This is a genomic window from Novosphingobium sp. TCA1, from assembly GCF_009811895.1.
Classification (GTDB): domain Bacteria; phylum Pseudomonadota; class Alphaproteobacteria; order Sphingomonadales; family Sphingomonadaceae; genus Novosphingobium; species Novosphingobium panipatense_A.
The window spans coordinates 101020-117880 of sequence record NZ_BLJH01000010.1; the positions used below are offsets into that span (position 1 = coordinate 101020).

Sequence of the window (16861 nt, forward strand, 5' to 3'; positions counted from 1 at the left end):
CTCTCTTTTCAGTTATTACTATTTACGTCAATCGTAATAATTTCGCTTTCGTCGGATTCTTCCTCGGGCCGCTCGCGCATAGGCAGGTCGTAGACCACCGTGGCGCCGAAACGATGCGGCGCGTGCGGATCGTGACGGCGCTTGTCGAGCGCGAGGACGCGGGTTCCGAGCGTAAAGGCCTCGCGGATATCGTGCGTCACCATGACGATGGTCAGCGCCCGCTCGCGCCAGAGGCTGCGGATCAGCTTGTGCATGTCGGCACGAATGCCGGGGTCGAGCGCGCCGAACGGCTCGTCCAGCAGCAGGATGCGCGGCCGTTTTACCAGCGCCTGCGCGATCGCCAGACGCTGCTGCATGCCGCCCGACATCTGCGCGGGATAGAGATCGAGACTGTGCCCCAGGCCCACGGCCGTCAGCATCTCCCTAGCCTCTTCCTCGGCGGCGCGGCGGGCGCTGCCGAACAGGCGGCCCATCACCGGCGCCTTCTCGCATTCCATGCCCAGGATCGTGTTGCGCAGCGCGGTAAGATGCGGGAACACCGAATAGCGCTGGAAAACGACGCCCCGATCCGGGCCGCATTCGGGCTTCAGCGGAACGTCGTCCATCAGGATCGCGCCCTGGCTCGGCCCCTCCTGCCCCAGGATCAGGCGCAGGAAACTGCTCTTGCCCGCACCCGAAGGCCCGACGACGGAGACGAATGAGCCTTCCTCGATTTCGAGGTTCAGCTTCTCAATGATAATCCGGTCGCCATATTCGACCCAGACGTCGCGAAAGCTCAGCAAAGTGCTCAATGGCTTTCTCCATGGGCCCAGGGGAACAGTCGCCGGCTCAGCGCGGTGAGCGCCAGGTCCATCAGGATGGCCAGCAGCGCGATCCAGGCGACATAGGGCAGGATCACGTCCATCGAGAGATAGCGGCGCACCAGGAAGATGCGATAGCCGAGGCCCACGTCCGACGCGATCGCCTCGGCCGAGATCAGGAAGACCCAGGCCGGGCCCAGCGCCAGGCGGATGGCATGGAGCAGGCGCGGCATGGCCTGCGGCAGGGCGACGCGGATCATCACCTGCCAGCTGTTGGCGCCCAGCGTCAGTGCCTTGATGATCTGCTCGCGCGGCAAGGCGCCGACATGGGCGGCGATGTCGCGGATCATGACCGGCGCGATGCCCACCACGATCAGCGCGACTTTGGCGGTCTCGCCAAGGCCGAGCGCGATAAACAGGATCGGCAGGAGCGCGATCGGCGGGATGACGGCAATGCCGGTGACGAGCGGGCCGAACGTGGCGCGCACCGGCGGCAAAGCGCCCAACGCCAGCCCCACCGTCAGTGCCATGAGCGTGGAAATGCCCAGGCCGATGCCGAGCCGCTGGAGGCTGGCCAGGGTGTCGGCCCAGAACACCAGTTGCCCGGTAAGCTGGTCCGGCACGAACAGCAGCGCCGACATGCTTTGCGCCATGGCGCCGGGAAGCGGCAGGATCTTGTCCGCCGGGTTCATCGCATGGCGGTTGGCCGCCATGACGATGTAGATCAGCAGCAGCAGCAGGATCGGCACTGCGCCGAGGAGCACTCGCCCCCCTCGCCCGACCTGACGATTCACCCAGCGCATTGTCATGGTCCTGTTTTGATTATTGCACTTCGAGCCGCTCGATGACCCGATGGAGCCCGCTCGAAAATGCCCGGGTCGGGCACTTCCGAACAAACCCTCAAAGCTTGCCGTCCGCCGCCATCTTCATGAAGCTGTCGTCGAAACGCAGCGTCACATGCTGCGCATCGCCCAGCGTCTTGCCGCCGGGGAAGGACATGCCCACCGCGTCTGCCGAAGTCGCGCCCTTGAACAGCCCCTTGGAGAAGCTGAAATCGCGCACCCGCGTCATCGTCGTGACGAGAGCCGGCGCATCGGTTGCAGCCACGGCCGCCTTCGGATCGGAATAGAGGAACGTGGTGCTGAGCTGGCTGTCGAAGGATTCGGGCGTCGCGCCTGCCAGCTTGGCCATAGCCGCGCGGGCCGCCTTGCCCTGCGCATCCTGGCGGACCATCAGCGCCGTCGTCTCGTACCAGATGCCCGCCAGCGCCTTGCCCAGGTTCGGATTGGCCTTGAGCGTGGCGGTATCGACGCAGAGCAGGTCGAGGATCTCGCCCGGAATGTCGGCAGAGCTGAACGCTAGCTTCGCGCCCGGCTGTGCCTTCATGGCATTGAGCTGCGGGTTCCAGGCCACCGCCACCTTGACGTCCGGGCTGGCGAAGGCGCCGACGATATCGGCGTCCCCGGTATTGACCGTCTTCACGTCCTTGAGCTGGAGACCGACCGAATTGAGCCCGCGCGCCAGCAGGTAATGCGAAACCGAAAGCTCGACGAGGTTGACCGACTGCCCCTTGATCGTCTTGAGGTCGCCGCCCTTCATCAGGATGCCGTCGTTGCCGTTCGAATAGTCGCCGACGATGATCGCGCTGGTATCCTTGCCGCCCGCAGCGGGGATCGTCAGCGCGTCCATGTTCGCCACGGTCACGCCGTCAAGCTTGCCCGCCGTGTACTGGTTGACCGATTCGACGTAGTCGTTGACCTGGACGATATTGATCTTGAGGCCGTATTTGTCGGCCCACTTCTTCACGATACCGGCCTGCTGGGCATAGGGCCAGGGCATCCAGCCCGCATAGATCGACCATCCGATATTGAATTCCGTGCGCTTCGGCGCTTCGCTCGGCCCCTGGGAGCAGGCGGCGGTGGCGAGCAACCCGGCCATCAGCGTGGCCCTGGCAATGCTGCGGATCGATACGATCATGACTCGGTCCCCTTTCGCAATGCAGCATTGCCGCAATCGAGGACGTTGTCCATCACAAAATATTACGTGTCGAAGATTCTGTAATACTATAGATGCCGAGGCAATCCGGCATGCCTGTCCGGCAGCCGCGAGGTTCAGGCGACGGCTTCGCCTGCCGCAGGCGTCTTGCGCGCGCGCCGCGCGGGTTTCCTCACAGGCTCCTTGTCGTGAAGCGGGGGGAGCAGCGCCGTGGTGGTCACCAGTTCGAGCTGATGGACGCCCCGGATTGCCCGCAGCGCATCGCAGAGTTCCTTGAGCCGTGCCGCCGGTCCCTGCACCAGCAGCACTTCCAGCGACTGGTCATCCTCCAGGAAGACGTGCTGCGAGGAAATGACTTCCTTGAGATATTCCGCCTGGCTCTGGGCAAGCTGCTGGCGCACCCGCCCGCGATCGCCGCGATAGACGAGGGTGATCGTACCGGCGAGCATTTCCTCGGGCCGGGTCAGCGCCTCGTGCTCGGCCAGGGCATGACGGATCAGTTCGGCAATCAGCTGCGAACGCGAAGGCAATCCGCGCTCTTCCACCATGGTATCGAGCTGGCGGAACAGGTCAGCGGGAAGGCTCATGCTGAGCCGGGCCAGATTGGCGGCGTCGCTGCTCACGCTGCATTCCCTTCGGCCGTGATCTCGATCGTCATGCGGTACATCGCCTCCCTGCCTACCGGGCGCCGGGGCATCCGTCCAGAGGCGCGGCCACCTCATAAACCCTGTCGATGACGCCCATCATTTTATTACCATTGCAACGAATCGTATTATCGATACCGTATCGACCATAGAGCGGGCAGGTTGGGGAACGCCGTGACGCAAGATTCAGCAAGCAGTCCTACACCTGCCGTCAAGCCGCCGCCGCGGCCCTATTATCCGAACGGAAACATCGCAGCAGGCTACAACCCGCCCGGCGTGCGCAACACCAGCAGCGTGGTGCCGCTCCATCCCGGAAAGCCGGTCATCCATGACTATGCCTGCGATGGTCCCGCGCCCGGGAATCTCGCCTTCCGCTGGACTTACGGCTCCAATATCGCCGCCAGGAACCGCGACCCGCGCGTACAGATCGTGCAGTATAACGAAGACACTTTCGTCCTGCGCCAGAACGTCTGCGTCCACTGGGAAGCGCCCTTCACCTACCTGTTGTTCGGCAACAAGGGCGCGCTGCTGATCGACACCGGCGCCACCGCAGATGCCCGCCACTACCCGCTGCGCGAAACCGTGGACGCGATCGTCTCACGCTGGTGCCAGGCGCGTGGACGCGCCTCCATACCGCTCACCGTGGCCCTGACCTCAGGCGAGGATATCGCGCAGAACCAGGGGCTGGTGCAGTTCGCCGGACGCCCCGGCACCACGATCGTGCCGAAGCCGCTCGCGGTGATGAAGCAGTTCTACGGTTTTGGCGGCACATGGCCCTCGGGCACGAGCCGCATCGATCTGGGCGACCGGGTGATCGAGGTGATACCCACGCCCGGCACGCACAAGGACGGCGTCAGTTTCTACGATCCCTACTGCGATTTCCTCTTCACCGGCGATCTCCTGTTCCCCGGCAAGATCAACATCGGCAACGACCGCGATTTCCTGGCCTCGCTGGAGCGCCTCAAGGCCTTCGCCGCCGCCAAGCCGGTCAAATGGCTGCTGGGCGGACATGTCGAGATGATGTTCGTGCCGGGCAAGTATTACCCGCGCTTCGCCACCTACAAGCCCTACGAGCGCGTGCTGGAAATGACGCCCGACCTGATCGACGAGGCGATCGTCCATGCGCGCGCGGTGCAGGGCAAGGACATGATGCTGATCAGGCCGGATTTCGTGCTGTTCAACGGCGTCAGCCCCGACCAGCGGACCAAAGTCTGGCCTGAAGGCGTGCCGAACATCGACGCGCCCCACCCGTTCTGACCTCTTCGAATACGTGTTCAAATACTGAGGAACTTCGCCATGGATCGCCGCACGTTCCTTGCCCACAATGCCGCTGTCGCGGCCGTCCCCCTGACCGGGGCGGCATTCACGGCGGCAACCGATGTCGCCTCCGCAGCCACGCGTCCGGCGCCGATCGATTTTCGCAGCAACCTTCCCGCCGCCGGGGCTTTCCCGAAGCGCTGGATCTGCGGCTCCTCGTCCTGCATGGACAATACCGACCCGCCGGTGCAGGTCCACTGGTACAACCCGCATACGGCGATCCTGCGCCAGAACAAGGCCTATAGCTACGAAGCGCCCTTCGCGCCGCTCTACTTCGGTAACGACCGGGTTCTGCTGCTCGACGAAGGCTATGTACAACTGCGAAACGACTGCGACTACCGCGCCGTCGTCGACCAGTGCATCGACGAATGGTGCCGCCGCAACGGGCGCGATCCCGCCAGTCTGGAACTGCTGGTCGCCTTCACCCACCTTCATGCCGATCATTACGCCGCCACCAACCAGTTTGCCGACCGGCCGAATACGCGCTGCATGGGCCTGACCCATGAGGAAATGGTCGGATTCTGGGGCATGCGCAACTATCCCGAAGAGCGCATCACCCTGGATCTGGGCGGACGCGAGATCCTGATCTGGGGATCGCCCGGCCATGTCGTGTCCGAATTCGCCTATTACGACAGCTATACCCAGATCCTCTACACCGGTGACATGTTCTACCGCGGCCGTTGCTACATCAGTTTCTGGCAACCGTGGTTCGACAGCATGAAACGACTGATCGACTTCTGCGACACCCATCCGGTCACGCATGTCATGGGCTGCCATGTGGAGATCAGCAAGGACGGGCAGGACTACGCCTACGGCATGACCTGGCAACCCGACGAAGCCCCCGTGGAGATGACGGTCGATCAGTTACGGGAGGCTTTCGCCCACGCACAGAAGATCACGCAGCCGGGCATCTACTTCACGGGAACCGTGTTCCTCTGCAACCAGACGCGCGGAACGACCACGATCGATCGCAACCCCTATCGCTATGAATAGCCATGCCGCGGCGAATCGGGTTTTGGCCCGGATGATCATTTCGGCACACAATGCTGCCGCTTTCCGGGTATTTTCGAAGCCGAACGGCATCCCGAAGCCCGCAGAATTCCAGCATTGCCAAGCGATTGCGACGAATGCCGGAACTTGGTAAATTAACACTCTTGACGCGAAATGTAATATCCATACCGTGTATCAAGTCGCCTGGCAGAGCGATGAAAATCCGGGAGAGAGAAACTGTAGCAACAGGCCGGTCCACCGGCCTGGAGGGGGGTTTTCGATGGAACAACTGCCAATCTCCTGTACGGTTCTCTCGGGCGCCAGGACGCAGCCGGTCTCGAACATGTCGCAGCGGCTCTGGGACCTGATCCCTGCCGCCTATCTCGTCGCCATCGCCGCGTTCTGGGGACTTTCCCCAAGTGGCTGGTCGAAGCGCCGTGGACGCTGATCGCCGTGTCCTCGCTGATCACACTCAGCGTGCTGGGATTGGAATGGCTCAACGAACGCCACGCAGGCTGGCGCATGAACCGGCGCGAGTTCCTTACCGACCTGTTCTATGTGGTCCTGGGCGCAACGGCGATTTCCTGGGCCTCGATGAAGCTCGCCGAAGACCCGCTGAAGGCGGCCAAGGCCTCGCTCGGCATCTCCACCGAATGGGCGATGCACCTGCCGTTCCTCTTGCAAGTCGCCATGGTGATCCTGGTCATCGAATTCGGGCAATACTGGATGCATCGCCTGATGCACAATTCCACGCCCTTCTGGCTGACCCATGCACCGCACCACCACATCACCCAGCTCAATGCCGCGAAAGGTTACGTCGGCAACCCGATCGAACTGTTCCTGATCAGCCTGAGCCTGCTCGCACTGTTCGATCTGCCGCCAGCCGCCGTATTCTGCGGATTGAACATCCTGAGCGCGGTCTCCACATTCGCCCATGCAAACCTGCGCGCCGACCCGCCGAAGTTCTATTCGCTGATCTTCACGACGATCCGGCACCACAGCCTGCACCATTCCACGGACTACGAAAGCACACGCTGCAACTACGCCAATTCGCTGATCCTCCTCGACCGCTTGTTCGGAACCTATCGAGAAGGGGAAGCGAGCGTGGTGGGACAGGACGATCTCAGGCGGCTGTCGATCCGGGAGCAGTTCCTGTTCCCCTTCCAGCCCGCGATCGCCCGGGTTCGGGAACGCAAGCGCGCTGGGCGGGACGCTTCGATCCAGGCGATCAACTGAGCGCGCAGCGAACGAGATACCCGATCACCCCGCAGGCATGATCGGACAAGAGAGAGGCGCACCGGCACAACATCCGCGAAGATGGCCGGTCGTCATACAAAAAACTGTCTCCCAGAAGATCCGGCGCAGGCAGGCCGGACGCGGGAGCCTCAGACCAAGGACAGGGAAGCAACATGACAGATCGCGCGAAATTGAGGGCAGTTCTGCTGTCCGCGACGATATTCACCGGCACTCTGGGCACGATGCCGGCACTGGCGCAGGATGCCTCCGCGGTTGCCGAGCAGACGGGCGACGCCATCGTCGTCACCGGCACGCGCCGCGCCACGACGATCATGGATACGCCGATCAACATTTCCGCCATCGGCGCCGAGGAACTCAATCGCCAGCGCATCGACGACGTGCGCGACCTGGCCGATTTCACGCCCGGCCTCACCATTTCGGACACGGGACCGGGTTCCACCGGCTCGATCGTGCTGCGCGGGCTGAACGCATCGGATGTGGATTCCGGCGGCCTCAACTACGATGACTCGCTCGGCATCTATCTCGGCGAAGTTCCGCTCTACTACGACTTCAAGCTGCTGGACATCGCCCGCGTCGAAACGCTACTCGGACCGCAGGGCACGCTCTACGGCCTGGGTACGCTGGCCGGCGCCATCCGCTACATTCCCAATCGCCCCAATACCGACGCCTGGGAAGCCGAAGGGCACGGACGCCTCTATGCCAAGGGCCACTCCGACAACTTCGGATACCAGGCCGACGGCATGATCAACATTCCGCTGGTGCGCGATCACGTGGCATTCCGTTCCGCCACCGGTTACTACTACGACCCGGGCTTCATCGACTACCCGCTGCTGCTCCAGACGCCGGGCGTCTCGCTGCCACAGCCGGGCGGCACCGACGGCGTGACCCGCGAGGAATTCGCCCAGAACCTGCGCCGCCGCAAGGACATGAACTTCGAGCGCACGTTCACCACGCGCAACCAGTTGCTGCTCCAGACCACCGAAGACCTCAAGGCGATCTTCACTTACGCGTTCCAGCGCACCAAGACCGACGGCGCCCAGTCCAACAGCGCGGGCGTGATGGGCACGGGCAAGTATCAGAACGCCAGCCGTTACGAAGAGCCGGTGAACCGCCGCGCCCATCTGGCCAGCATGGAAATCGACGCCAACATCGCCGATATCGTCGATCTGGTTTCCACCACGGCCTATACCAACGTGCGCACCCGCTCGCAGGCCGACAATACCGACCTGCTGCTCGATCTCGACTATGACTACGAACTGTTCCCCGCCTTCTCCAGCTGGAACGAGAGCGACGGTCGCCGCAAGCAGTTCAACCAGGAGATTCGACTGGTTTCGCGCCATGGAGGCCCGTTCAACTGGGTGCTCGGCGGGTTCTACAACCGGCAGAAGTATCACAACGACTACGCCGAACACACACCGGGCCTGTCGGACTTCTACGGCGTAACCGGCAACCCCGACGATCTCGAATATGTCAGCTACACCAAGTCCAAGGTCACCGAAAAGGCGATCTTCGGCGAAGGTACGCTGAAGATCACGCCGGAATGGCAGGTCACCGGCGGCGCCCGCTACTTCAAGTACACGTCCGACGTCCAGGGCGCGCTGGTGCTGCCTCTGCTGGGTGATCCGCTGAGCCCCTATGACGTCGATCCGGCGGGCGGCAAGGCCAAGAAGGACGGCTGGGTGTGGAAGCTCAACACGTCGTACAACTTCACCCCGGACCTGATGATCTACGGCACTTACAGCAAGGGTTACCGCATCGGCGGCCCGAACCGCGTTGCCCCCTGCCCCGATCCCGTTCCGGCCGACCAGCAGAACGCCTGCGCCCTGCCGAACGAGGTCCAATACGGCCCGGACAAGACCAAGAATGCCGAAATCGGTATTCGCATGCAGTTGTTCGATCGCAAACTGGCGTTCAACTTCGATGTCTTCCACATCAAGTGGGACGGTATCCAGGTGGACTCGGCCACTTACTACGGCGTGACCGGAATCACCGTGAACGGCGGCTCCGCCAAGTCGCAGGGCTTCGAAACCTCGTTCCAGTTCAAGCCGGTGCCGGCACTGGCGATCCAGGGCAGCTATTCCTACACCGACGCCAAGCTGACCGAAGACGTGCCGGGCATCATCACGATCCGCACCACGCCGAACGACTATGACGGACGGCCGAAGTTCACCCAGCTGGATGCTCTCGACGGCGATCGCCTGCCGGGTTCGGCCAAGAACTCGGGCAGCCTCGGCGCGACTTACACGGTTCCCGTGAGCGAAGGCACGGTCAGCGCCAACTGGACGGCGACCTACCGCGGCAACGTGGTATCGCGCATCGGCTGGGATCGCGGCTACGGGGACAAGATCCCCAGCTACGTCCTCCACCGCGCCAGCCTGACTTACGAGACCGACAAGTACAGCGTCAGCCTCTTCGCGAACAACATCTTCGACAAGTATGCCATCGCCTCGGTGGGTCAGGACCGTTCGCGTATCGGTGTAAACGATGGTGTAGCCGTGCGCTATTACCGCCAGACCGTGATCTCGCCGCGCACCGTCGGCGTCGAGGCGCGGATCAAGTACTGATCTGAAACGTACTGACTAGAAACAGGTCAAAAACAGGGAGGAAGGCGCCGCCGTTCGAAAAGAGCGGCGGCGTCTGCTATTCAACTGCAATGCCCTGCGCGTCCAGCCAGGCCCGCGCGGGTGCCAAAGCTTCTTCGTAGGAGCGCCACTTGCCGACCCCGTCCCTGTTGAGCGGGCGGCGTACTTGCGCGGCGCTCGGCGTCGCCACGGCCGACCGGTTCTCGTGGAACGACAGGCAGGCCGGGTCCCACGACAACTCGCAATGGGCCAGAAGTCTGCGCGTCTGCGCTTCCTGATCGGCGACCAGTCCCTCGTAGGACAGTTGCAGGACCGCTCCCGGCCAGAACTGCTCCCACAATGCCATCAGCCGGTCGAAGCGGGCATAATAGCGCGCCGTATCCATGAGATCGTAGGAATAGGCGTAATAGGCCGACTGGCTGGCGAACAGGTTCTTGTAATTGCTCCAGATCGTGTCCAGCGGCCCTCGCCGCAGACAGACCACCCGCGCATCGGGCAAGGCGCGCAGGATGTGGCCGATATAGAGGAAATTGGCTGGAAGCTTGTCGGTGAAACGCGGCCGCCCCTGACCGCGATGGACCTTCGCGCGCGCCAGATAGGCCTCGCCCAGCGCGGCCGGATCGATGGCGGCGCTCGCCAGCACGGTTTCGGCGTCCAGAACGCGCCGCGATGAGGTTCCCGCAAGCTTCTTGACCGCCAGCGGCATGGCCTGAAGCTCGCCTGCGGCCTCTACTTCGCTGTGCGAGGACAGGATACGGTCGACCAGCGTGGTGCCGGTGCGCGGCATGCCGACCACAAAGATCGGCGCCGCCCCGCTGCGCCCCGCGCCCATGGCGAGAGCCTCCCCTGGATCGGCAAACAGCACCTCAATCGCATCGAATATAGCCTCGTCCTGCGCGAAGTCATAGCCGATGACCTGTTTCTGCGCGCGGTTGGCGGCAGAGAGATGGCGCAGCGATGCCGCCGTATCGCCCAGGTCTTCCAGTTCCTTGGCCAGGGCATAGCGGATGCGCAGTCCGTCGCCGGGCGCTTCTCCGGTTTGCTCGACCTCGTGCAGGGCTGCTTCCAGCCGTGCCACGTGATTGGCATCGGCGGTCTGGCGCGACAGGATGGCCAGCGCGTAATGCACGCGCGCGTTACCCGGCTCCTGCGAGAGGATCGTCTCGTAATGGCGGCGCGCCTCTTCGACCCTGCCGGTAAAGGCGCTCGCTGCCGCAAGGTTGTAGCGGTATTCGGTGTTCTCCGGCTCGCCCTCGACCGCAGCCGCGAAAGGGGCCAGCGATCCTTCGTGATCGCCGATCCGCGCCAGCACGCAGCCGATCGTGTCGAACGTCAACGCGTCTGACGGCTTGCGAGCCATGGCCTCGCGCGCAGCGGCGGCCGCTTCGTCATCGCGGCGCACAAGGACCAGCAACCGGGCCAGCTGGGCGAGATGATCGGCCTTGCCGCCACGCGCGCCGGCGGCTTCGATCAGCGGTATCGCCTTTGCCACATGGCCGCCCTCCGCCGCTGCCATGCCGAGCAGGAAGTAGCCCTCCGGCCCTTCCGGGCTGCTTTCGATCAGTCTTTTCGCCGCAGCGACGGCGCCGGGCACGTCGCCTTGCGCCAGGGCCTGCCGCGCCTCCCTCTCAGACATCGACGCCGCGCACCCCGCAAGGAAGACCTGTTCGCTTCATTCGCAGCATCCCCTTTTCCAAGCTGGTCCCACGCCCCGTAACGGTAGTGCCCGCCCATCTTGCGCAGGATGCCCGAAGAAGCAATCGCGCTCCGCAGGCTCAGGGACCCAAAAAAAGGGGCGGCGTACCGAAGTACGCCGCCCCCATGAATGCGACGAGGCGATACGCGAGATTAGAAGCGCACGGAAACGCCTGCGCGACCGGCAATGCCGCTCGTGCCCGAGCCGGTCACGCCTTCCACTTTGGCGAAAGCGGAAAGGCCCTGCAAGGCGCCCTGGATGCCCGCTTCCCAGCGCGCACGGCCACCTTCCGATGCATCGCGGAAGTAGAGGTCCTGATCGCCCGAGGAGAGAGTCGCGCCCGGACGGCCGTTCATCTCGCCTTCCCAGTTCACGCCGACATAAGGCTGAAGCGCCCAAGTGCCGGATTGCGCCTCGATGCCCGCACGCACACCCGCGCGGCCGTAGAAGCTCTGGACATGATCGAACCGAGCGCCGACCCCGCCGGTCGCGGCAAAGCCGTCGAGATCGGCGTCCGTCCACGACGCGCTGGCCGAAGGTTCGATGAAGGCCATGCCGGTGCGGATATGGTAACCCGCCTCGACCTCGACGCCGTAGCTGGTGCCGTTCGACTTGGGCGCGCTGGCGCCGTTGCCGAGATCGTACTTGAGCGAATAGCGGTCCAGCTTGGCCAGTGCATGGGCGAAGAGGCCATCCGCGCTGCGATAACGGGCGTAGAGGCCGATGTTGCCGCCATCCAGCTTGATGCGATCGCCGGTCGACTTGACCTTGCCCTCCTGCGAAACATAGCCGCCGGTCAGGCCCACGCCCCAGTCGCCGTTCCCGGCGGCGTGGCCCCAGTCGAGACCGAACTGGCCGCCCCACCAGGTATCGCGCACGTCGAGGTTCGGCGCGAAAGTGGTCGCGGTGCCCAGAACGGTTTCCGAGTAGACCGGACGCGAGCGGTTGGTCTCGCTGCCGCCCAGCATCTGGCCCCAGAGCGATACACCTTCATGCGCGGCGGCGCCGCGCATCTGGTCCGACCAGGCATCGCCCGAACGACGCCAGTAGTGCCGCACTTCGGCTCCGGTGCGGACGAGTTCGAAAGCCTGCGTGCTGGGCACGCCGACGAGATCGAGGTTGCCGTCCGCGTCGGTCAGGAGCTGGTAATCGACGAAGCCCTTGTTCACCGCGCCGCCCTCCAGGACGAAAGCGCCGTTCGCGACCGAGGCGGCATTGACCAGACGGATGCCGTCAAAGTTGAACTGCGCAGCCGTGGCGCCGCTCAGGTCCTTGATGGCGATCGTCGTCGTGCCAGAGGCGGCACCCAGATTGAGCTGGTCCGCAGTCTGCGCCGCATTGCCGCCCACGGCACTGGCGCCGAGGTTGGCTTCCAGCACCACACGCGAATTGCCGCTGCCGACCAGAGCGGCATCGCCCAGATCGAGCACGTCGCCGGTATGGCCGTTGACGAGGCTGATCGTGCCCGAATTGCGCAAGGTCGTGAGACCGGTGATCCGCATCGTCGCCGCAGCCGTGGCGGCCGGGTTGATGTTGATCGTGCCGCTGTTGGCCAGCACGGCATTGCCCGCGAAAGCGGTGTCTCCGCCGTGGGCTTTCCAAGTGGCGCTGTTGGTCAGCATGGTAGCGGCGGTGTCGAAGGTCATGTAGCCCTCGATCGTGCCCGTGTTGGTCAGCGTGGCCGCACCGCCCGAAAGCGCAACGGCAAGATCGCTGTCCGCCCCGATCGTGCCCGCGAGCGTGACGGTCTGGCCGCCTGCGGCGTCCGAGGTTAGGCCGGCCGTGGCACCATGGAGCCTGGCGCCGCTGGCAAGCGCCACTTCGGCATTGCCGCCGGTGACAATGGCCAGGCCCGCGCCCGTTCCCGAAGTGACCGAACCGCCCAGGCTCGCCGAAACGGTGCCGCTGCCCGACGTCAGCAGCATGGCATCGCCGCTCACCGCCGATACGGTCGTGGCGGCAAGGGTGATGGCACCGCTGCCCGAGGTCGCCACCACGCCGCGCGATCCGGCACCAGTGACGGCCAGCGTCTTCACGGTCAGGCTCTGGGCACCCGAGCCGGTCACGACCGAGATGCCGTCCGAACCCGCACCGCTAGTGGCAAGGTCGGCGCTGTCGATGGTGATCGTGCCGGTGCCGGTCGCACTGGCCGCAATACCCGCCGCGTTGACACCGGCGGTCGCGATCGTCCCGAGGTTGTTCAGCGTACCCGCACCGTCGATTACGGCAAAAGTCACGCCTGCGGCATTGTCACCCTGCGTCGTGACACCGCCCGTCGCAGCAGCGACAAGCGCGGCGCGGGCCATGGCCGGAGCCGCGTCCTGTCCAACCGTGAGCGAGACCGCGCCCGACTGCGAACCCTGCACAATCACGCCCGTGGCATCCGCGCCGGTCGTCGTGACCGTGCCTAGGCTGGCGACGATATCGCCCGTCGATCCGGCCCCGTTCTGCGCCAGGTTCACGCCCTTCACACCGTCGCCCGAAGTCTGGACATCGGCCAGCGAGACCGAGATCGCGCCGTCAGCGCCGGTTCCTTCGACCGAAACGCCGAAGCCTCCCGTGCCCGAAGCAGCGACCGAACCAGCATTAAGCGCGATCGCGCCGCTGCCCGAAAGACCCACACCAAGAACGCTGCCGCCCGCCGAAGTGGTCGAAACGCTGCCGAGCACGACATCCTGCGCACCGGCAAGGCCGCTGGTTTCCACGCCCGAAGCATCCGTTGCAGCCGAGACGACAACGTCACTCAGGGCAGCGATGCGGAGCGCATTGCCGCCCACCACGGAAATGCCCGTCGCATCGGCGGTGCTGCTGGTTACGGAGAGCGCCGAACCAAGATCCAGGCTCGCGGTTCCGGTGCCGTTGGCGAAAGCTACGCCCGTGGAGCTGCTCGCGCCGGTCACCGTCATGGCGCCGCCGAGCGTCACGGCCTGATCGGCGCCGCCGTCGACCGAGACGCCGAGAGCAGTACCGCTGGTGCTCGCCACCGAGACCAGACTCGTCGCCGTCAGGCCGATAGCCCCGGTGCCGCCTGCAAGGTCGAACCCGGATGCGGCGCCGTCTGCCGAAACCGTTACCGGGCCGCTCACCGCAAGGCTCTGCGCACCCGCACCATCGACGGACAGGCCGGTCGCGCTACCCGAAACGGCACTGTTGGTGACCGTCAGCGCGCCGCCAAGAGCGATCTCGGCGTCACCGGAAAGGTTTGCCGAAAGGCCGGTGGCGGCAACACCTGCGGCCGAGACCGTCATGCCCTGTGCCAGCGAGACGGAGGCATTGGTGCCGACAAGCTGCACGCCCGTGGCCGAACCGGCCGCTGCCGAAACGGCGAAAGCACCGTCCACGGCAAGGCCGGCGCTTTCGCTCGCACCAAGCTGCATGATGCCCGTAACGTCGCTGCTGTCGGAGGTCACCGAGAAGGATCCCGACAGGTCGATGGACTGGGCCGTACCAGCGATCTGGGCGATACCCTGCTGGACATTGGTTCCGGCAAAATCGCCTGCAACCGAAAGCGAGACCGGGCCGGTCGCACCGTTCTGGACGAAGCCGATGCCCGGGCTGGTGCCCGAAATCGTGACATCACCGTCGAAGCGCGCGCGCTGCGAGGTGCCGCCGAACATGTAGCCGCCCACGGCTTGGCCGTTTTCGGCCACGATCGAGAAGTCCTGCCCCGAAACGAGCGACAGGTCGCCGCTGCCTTCGAGCATCCCGCCGCCCGCGCCGGTGCTGCCCCGCACGGTCAGGCCCTTGGCGAGATCGACAGTGACGCCGCCATCAGCCTCGGCGGTGAAGCCCACGGCGTCGCCCCCGGTGCTCGTCACCTCGAAGGTATCGGCCAAGGTGATGGCAAGATCGCCAAGGCTGCCCCGGGTATCGATGCCGTCGACACGGTCCGTGCCCGAAACGGTCAGGGCCTTGTCCAGCACGATCGTCTGGCTGGCACCGTCGCGCAGGAGGATGCCGTTGACCTCACCCATGCCGCCGGTCACGGTCAGTGCGCCTTGGCTGGTCACGGCAAGAGCGCCGCTGCCCTCATCGAGGCGGATGCCGGTGGCATCGGTGCCGCCGGTCACGGTCGCGCCCTGGGCCAGCGTGACGGTCTGGTCGGTGCCGTCCACCAGTCGAATACCAGTGGCTGCACCGGCATTGCTGGTGACGGCGAAGCTGTCGCCCAGGGTCACGCTCTGTGCGCCGCTGGGGCCGGAGGTAATCACGCCGACAGCATCGCCGCCGGCCGCGCTGACCGTGAGCGAGGCGCCGTTGCCGCTGCCCGGAACCACCGCGATATCGACCGAGCTGCCGCCGGTCACGGCAATGCCGCTCGCACCTGCGCCCGTGCTGGAGACAGTCAGGTTGGCGCCGGTGAAGCCCACCGAAACCGCGTCGGTGGCACCGCTCAGGACCACGCCGTCAGCCTGGCCCGCCGCCTGAACGTCGAGATCGCCGGAGTAGCCGGTGCCGCCCAGGGTCGCGGGCGCGAAGGCCACGGTCTGGGTCGTACCGCCCGCAACCGAAACGCCGGTCGCGGTATCCGCACCGCGAACCTGGACGTACTGGCCGGTGCCGGTCACGCTGACCGCGCCGGTGGCGCCGGTAACGTCGAAGCCGGTAGCATCGGCGCCCGAAACCGAGAACGTGCTTGCCGCGCTCGTCCGCGTGGCGGCCATGGCGACATCGCTACGGTCTGCGGCCGACATGCCGACCGCCTCGCCGCTTTGCGAGGTGACCGAAAGCGCGCCGGTGTTGATGATCGCCGTCGTGCCGACAGTGCCGTTGCCCAGCGCGCCGAGGCCGGTCGCCTTGCCGGTTCCCGAAGTGACGGTGAGCGTGCCGCTGTTATCGATCACCAGGTTTCCGGCGCTGGACGGCGTACCGATGCCCAGGGCATCGCCGTCCGTGTTCGTCACCGAAAGGCTGGCGCCATTGCTCAGGGTTAGCGTGCCGCCGCCAAGGCCCATACCGCCGATGCCATAGGCGACGCTGCCGGGCGTGCCCGAGGCATTGACCGTCACCGTGCCAAGGTTGCTCGCCGTTCCGTTGGTGCCGGTAACGGCAAGACCCACCGCGCCGGGAATCCCGGACGAGGCCTGCGTCACGGTGATCCGGCCGTCGGCGGCATTGACGATCGAGGCGGTGCCCGTGCCGTTCGCCGAAGCCGCAGCGCCGATCATGCCGGAATTAACCGTGCCGTGGTTGTCGATCCGGGCATTGCCGGTGCCGGTGGCCATCGTCGTGAGGCCGGCCTGCCCCGCCGCGACTTTCGCGCCGTTACGCGCGCCGATCAGCGCGTCATGGTCGGTCGATCCGATCACGGTCACGCCGTTGTTGCCGCTGGTCGCGTTGACTACGACTGTGCCGTAGAGATCGACCTTGATATTGGCGGGCGTGCCGAAGTTCGACTGATCGTAAGTGATGCCGTCCTCATACTCGGTCGAGTCCGATATGCAGGAGGCGACGTTCGGATCGGCCGAAGTATTCGGCACCCCGCATTCGCCGGCAGGCAACGCATAGGCATCGGTTGCGATCATCATCAGAGTCAGCGCGGACGCGCCGGCCATGAGCTTGGTCTTCAAGGCAATTCTC

Annotated in this window: 9 protein-coding genes and 1 pseudogene; 4 read left to right on the plus strand and 6 right to left on the minus strand. The window is 65.0% G+C overall.

Features of this window, described 5'->3' with window-relative positions:
- Positions 1–8: 8 nt before the first annotated feature.
- From NTCA1_RS13490 to NTCA1_RS13505, 4 genes are all read right to left on the minus strand, one after another.
- Positions 9–791 carry an ATP-binding cassette domain-containing protein gene (locus tag NTCA1_RS13490; RefSeq protein WP_133084680.1) on the minus strand — a complete coding sequence of 261 codons (783 nt, stop codon included), beginning with the start codon at positions 789–791 and terminating at the stop codon, positions 9–11.
- Positions 788–1603: an ABC transporter permease gene (locus NTCA1_RS13495; protein WP_133084681.1), complete on the minus strand. Its 816-nt coding sequence runs from the start codon at positions 1601–1603 to the stop codon at positions 788–790. The genes NTCA1_RS13490 and NTCA1_RS13495 overlap by 4 nt, the downstream gene beginning before the upstream one ends.
- Before the next feature lie 97 nt (positions 1604–1700).
- The gene (locus tag NTCA1_RS13500) at positions 1701–2777 is read right to left on the minus strand and encodes a putative urea ABC transporter substrate-binding protein (protein WP_133084682.1); all 1077 of its coding nucleotides are present in this window, start codon (positions 2775–2777) and stop codon (positions 1701–1703) included.
- A gap of 134 nt (positions 2778–2911) precedes the next feature.
- Positions 2912–3382: a CopG family ribbon-helix-helix protein gene (locus NTCA1_RS13505; protein WP_374705190.1), complete on the minus strand. Its 471-nt coding sequence runs from the start codon at positions 3380–3382 to the stop codon at positions 2912–2914.
- 231 nt (positions 3383–3613) lie between these two features.
- Between NTCA1_RS13505 and NTCA1_RS13510 the strand changes: the two genes are divergently transcribed.
- The 4 genes and pseudogenes from NTCA1_RS13510 (at position 3614) to NTCA1_RS13525 (ending at position 9567) form a co-directional block, all read left to right on the plus strand.
- Entirely contained in the window at positions 3614–4696 is a 1083-nt protein-coding gene (locus tag NTCA1_RS13510) for an MBL fold metallo-hydrolase (RefSeq protein ID WP_133084683.1), read from the plus strand.
- A gap of 39 nt (positions 4697–4735) precedes the next feature.
- Positions 4736–5749 (plus strand): MBL fold metallo-hydrolase, encoded by a 1014-nt coding sequence (locus NTCA1_RS13515; RefSeq protein ID WP_133084684.1) that lies wholly within the window; start codon positions 4736–4738, stop codon positions 5747–5749.
- A 340-nt stretch (positions 5750–6089) separates the two neighbouring features.
- Positions 6090–6982: pseudogene (locus NTCA1_RS13520) on the plus strand (sterol desaturase family protein).
- 173 nt (positions 6983–7155) lie between these two features.
- Positions 7156–9567 carry a TonB-dependent receptor gene (locus NTCA1_RS13525; protein WP_133084686.1) on the plus strand — a complete coding sequence of 804 codons (2412 nt, stop codon included), beginning with the start codon at positions 7156–7158 and terminating at the stop codon, positions 9565–9567.
- A gap of 76 nt (positions 9568–9643) precedes the next feature.
- Here the strand turns inward: NTCA1_RS13525 and NTCA1_RS13530 are convergent, their stop codons facing one another.
- Together NTCA1_RS13530 and NTCA1_RS13535 are read right to left on the minus strand one after the other, a co-directional pair.
- Positions 9644–11221, minus strand: coding sequence for a tetratricopeptide repeat-containing sulfotransferase family protein (locus NTCA1_RS13530; protein WP_133084687.1), 1578 nt, complete (start codon positions 11219–11221; stop codon positions 9644–9646).
- A gap of 212 nt (positions 11222–11433) precedes the next feature.
- Entirely contained in the window at positions 11434–16851 is a 5418-nt protein-coding gene (locus NTCA1_RS13535) for an autotransporter outer membrane beta-barrel domain-containing protein (RefSeq protein WP_133084688.1), read from the minus strand.
- Positions 16852–16861: the final 10 nt, after the last annotated feature.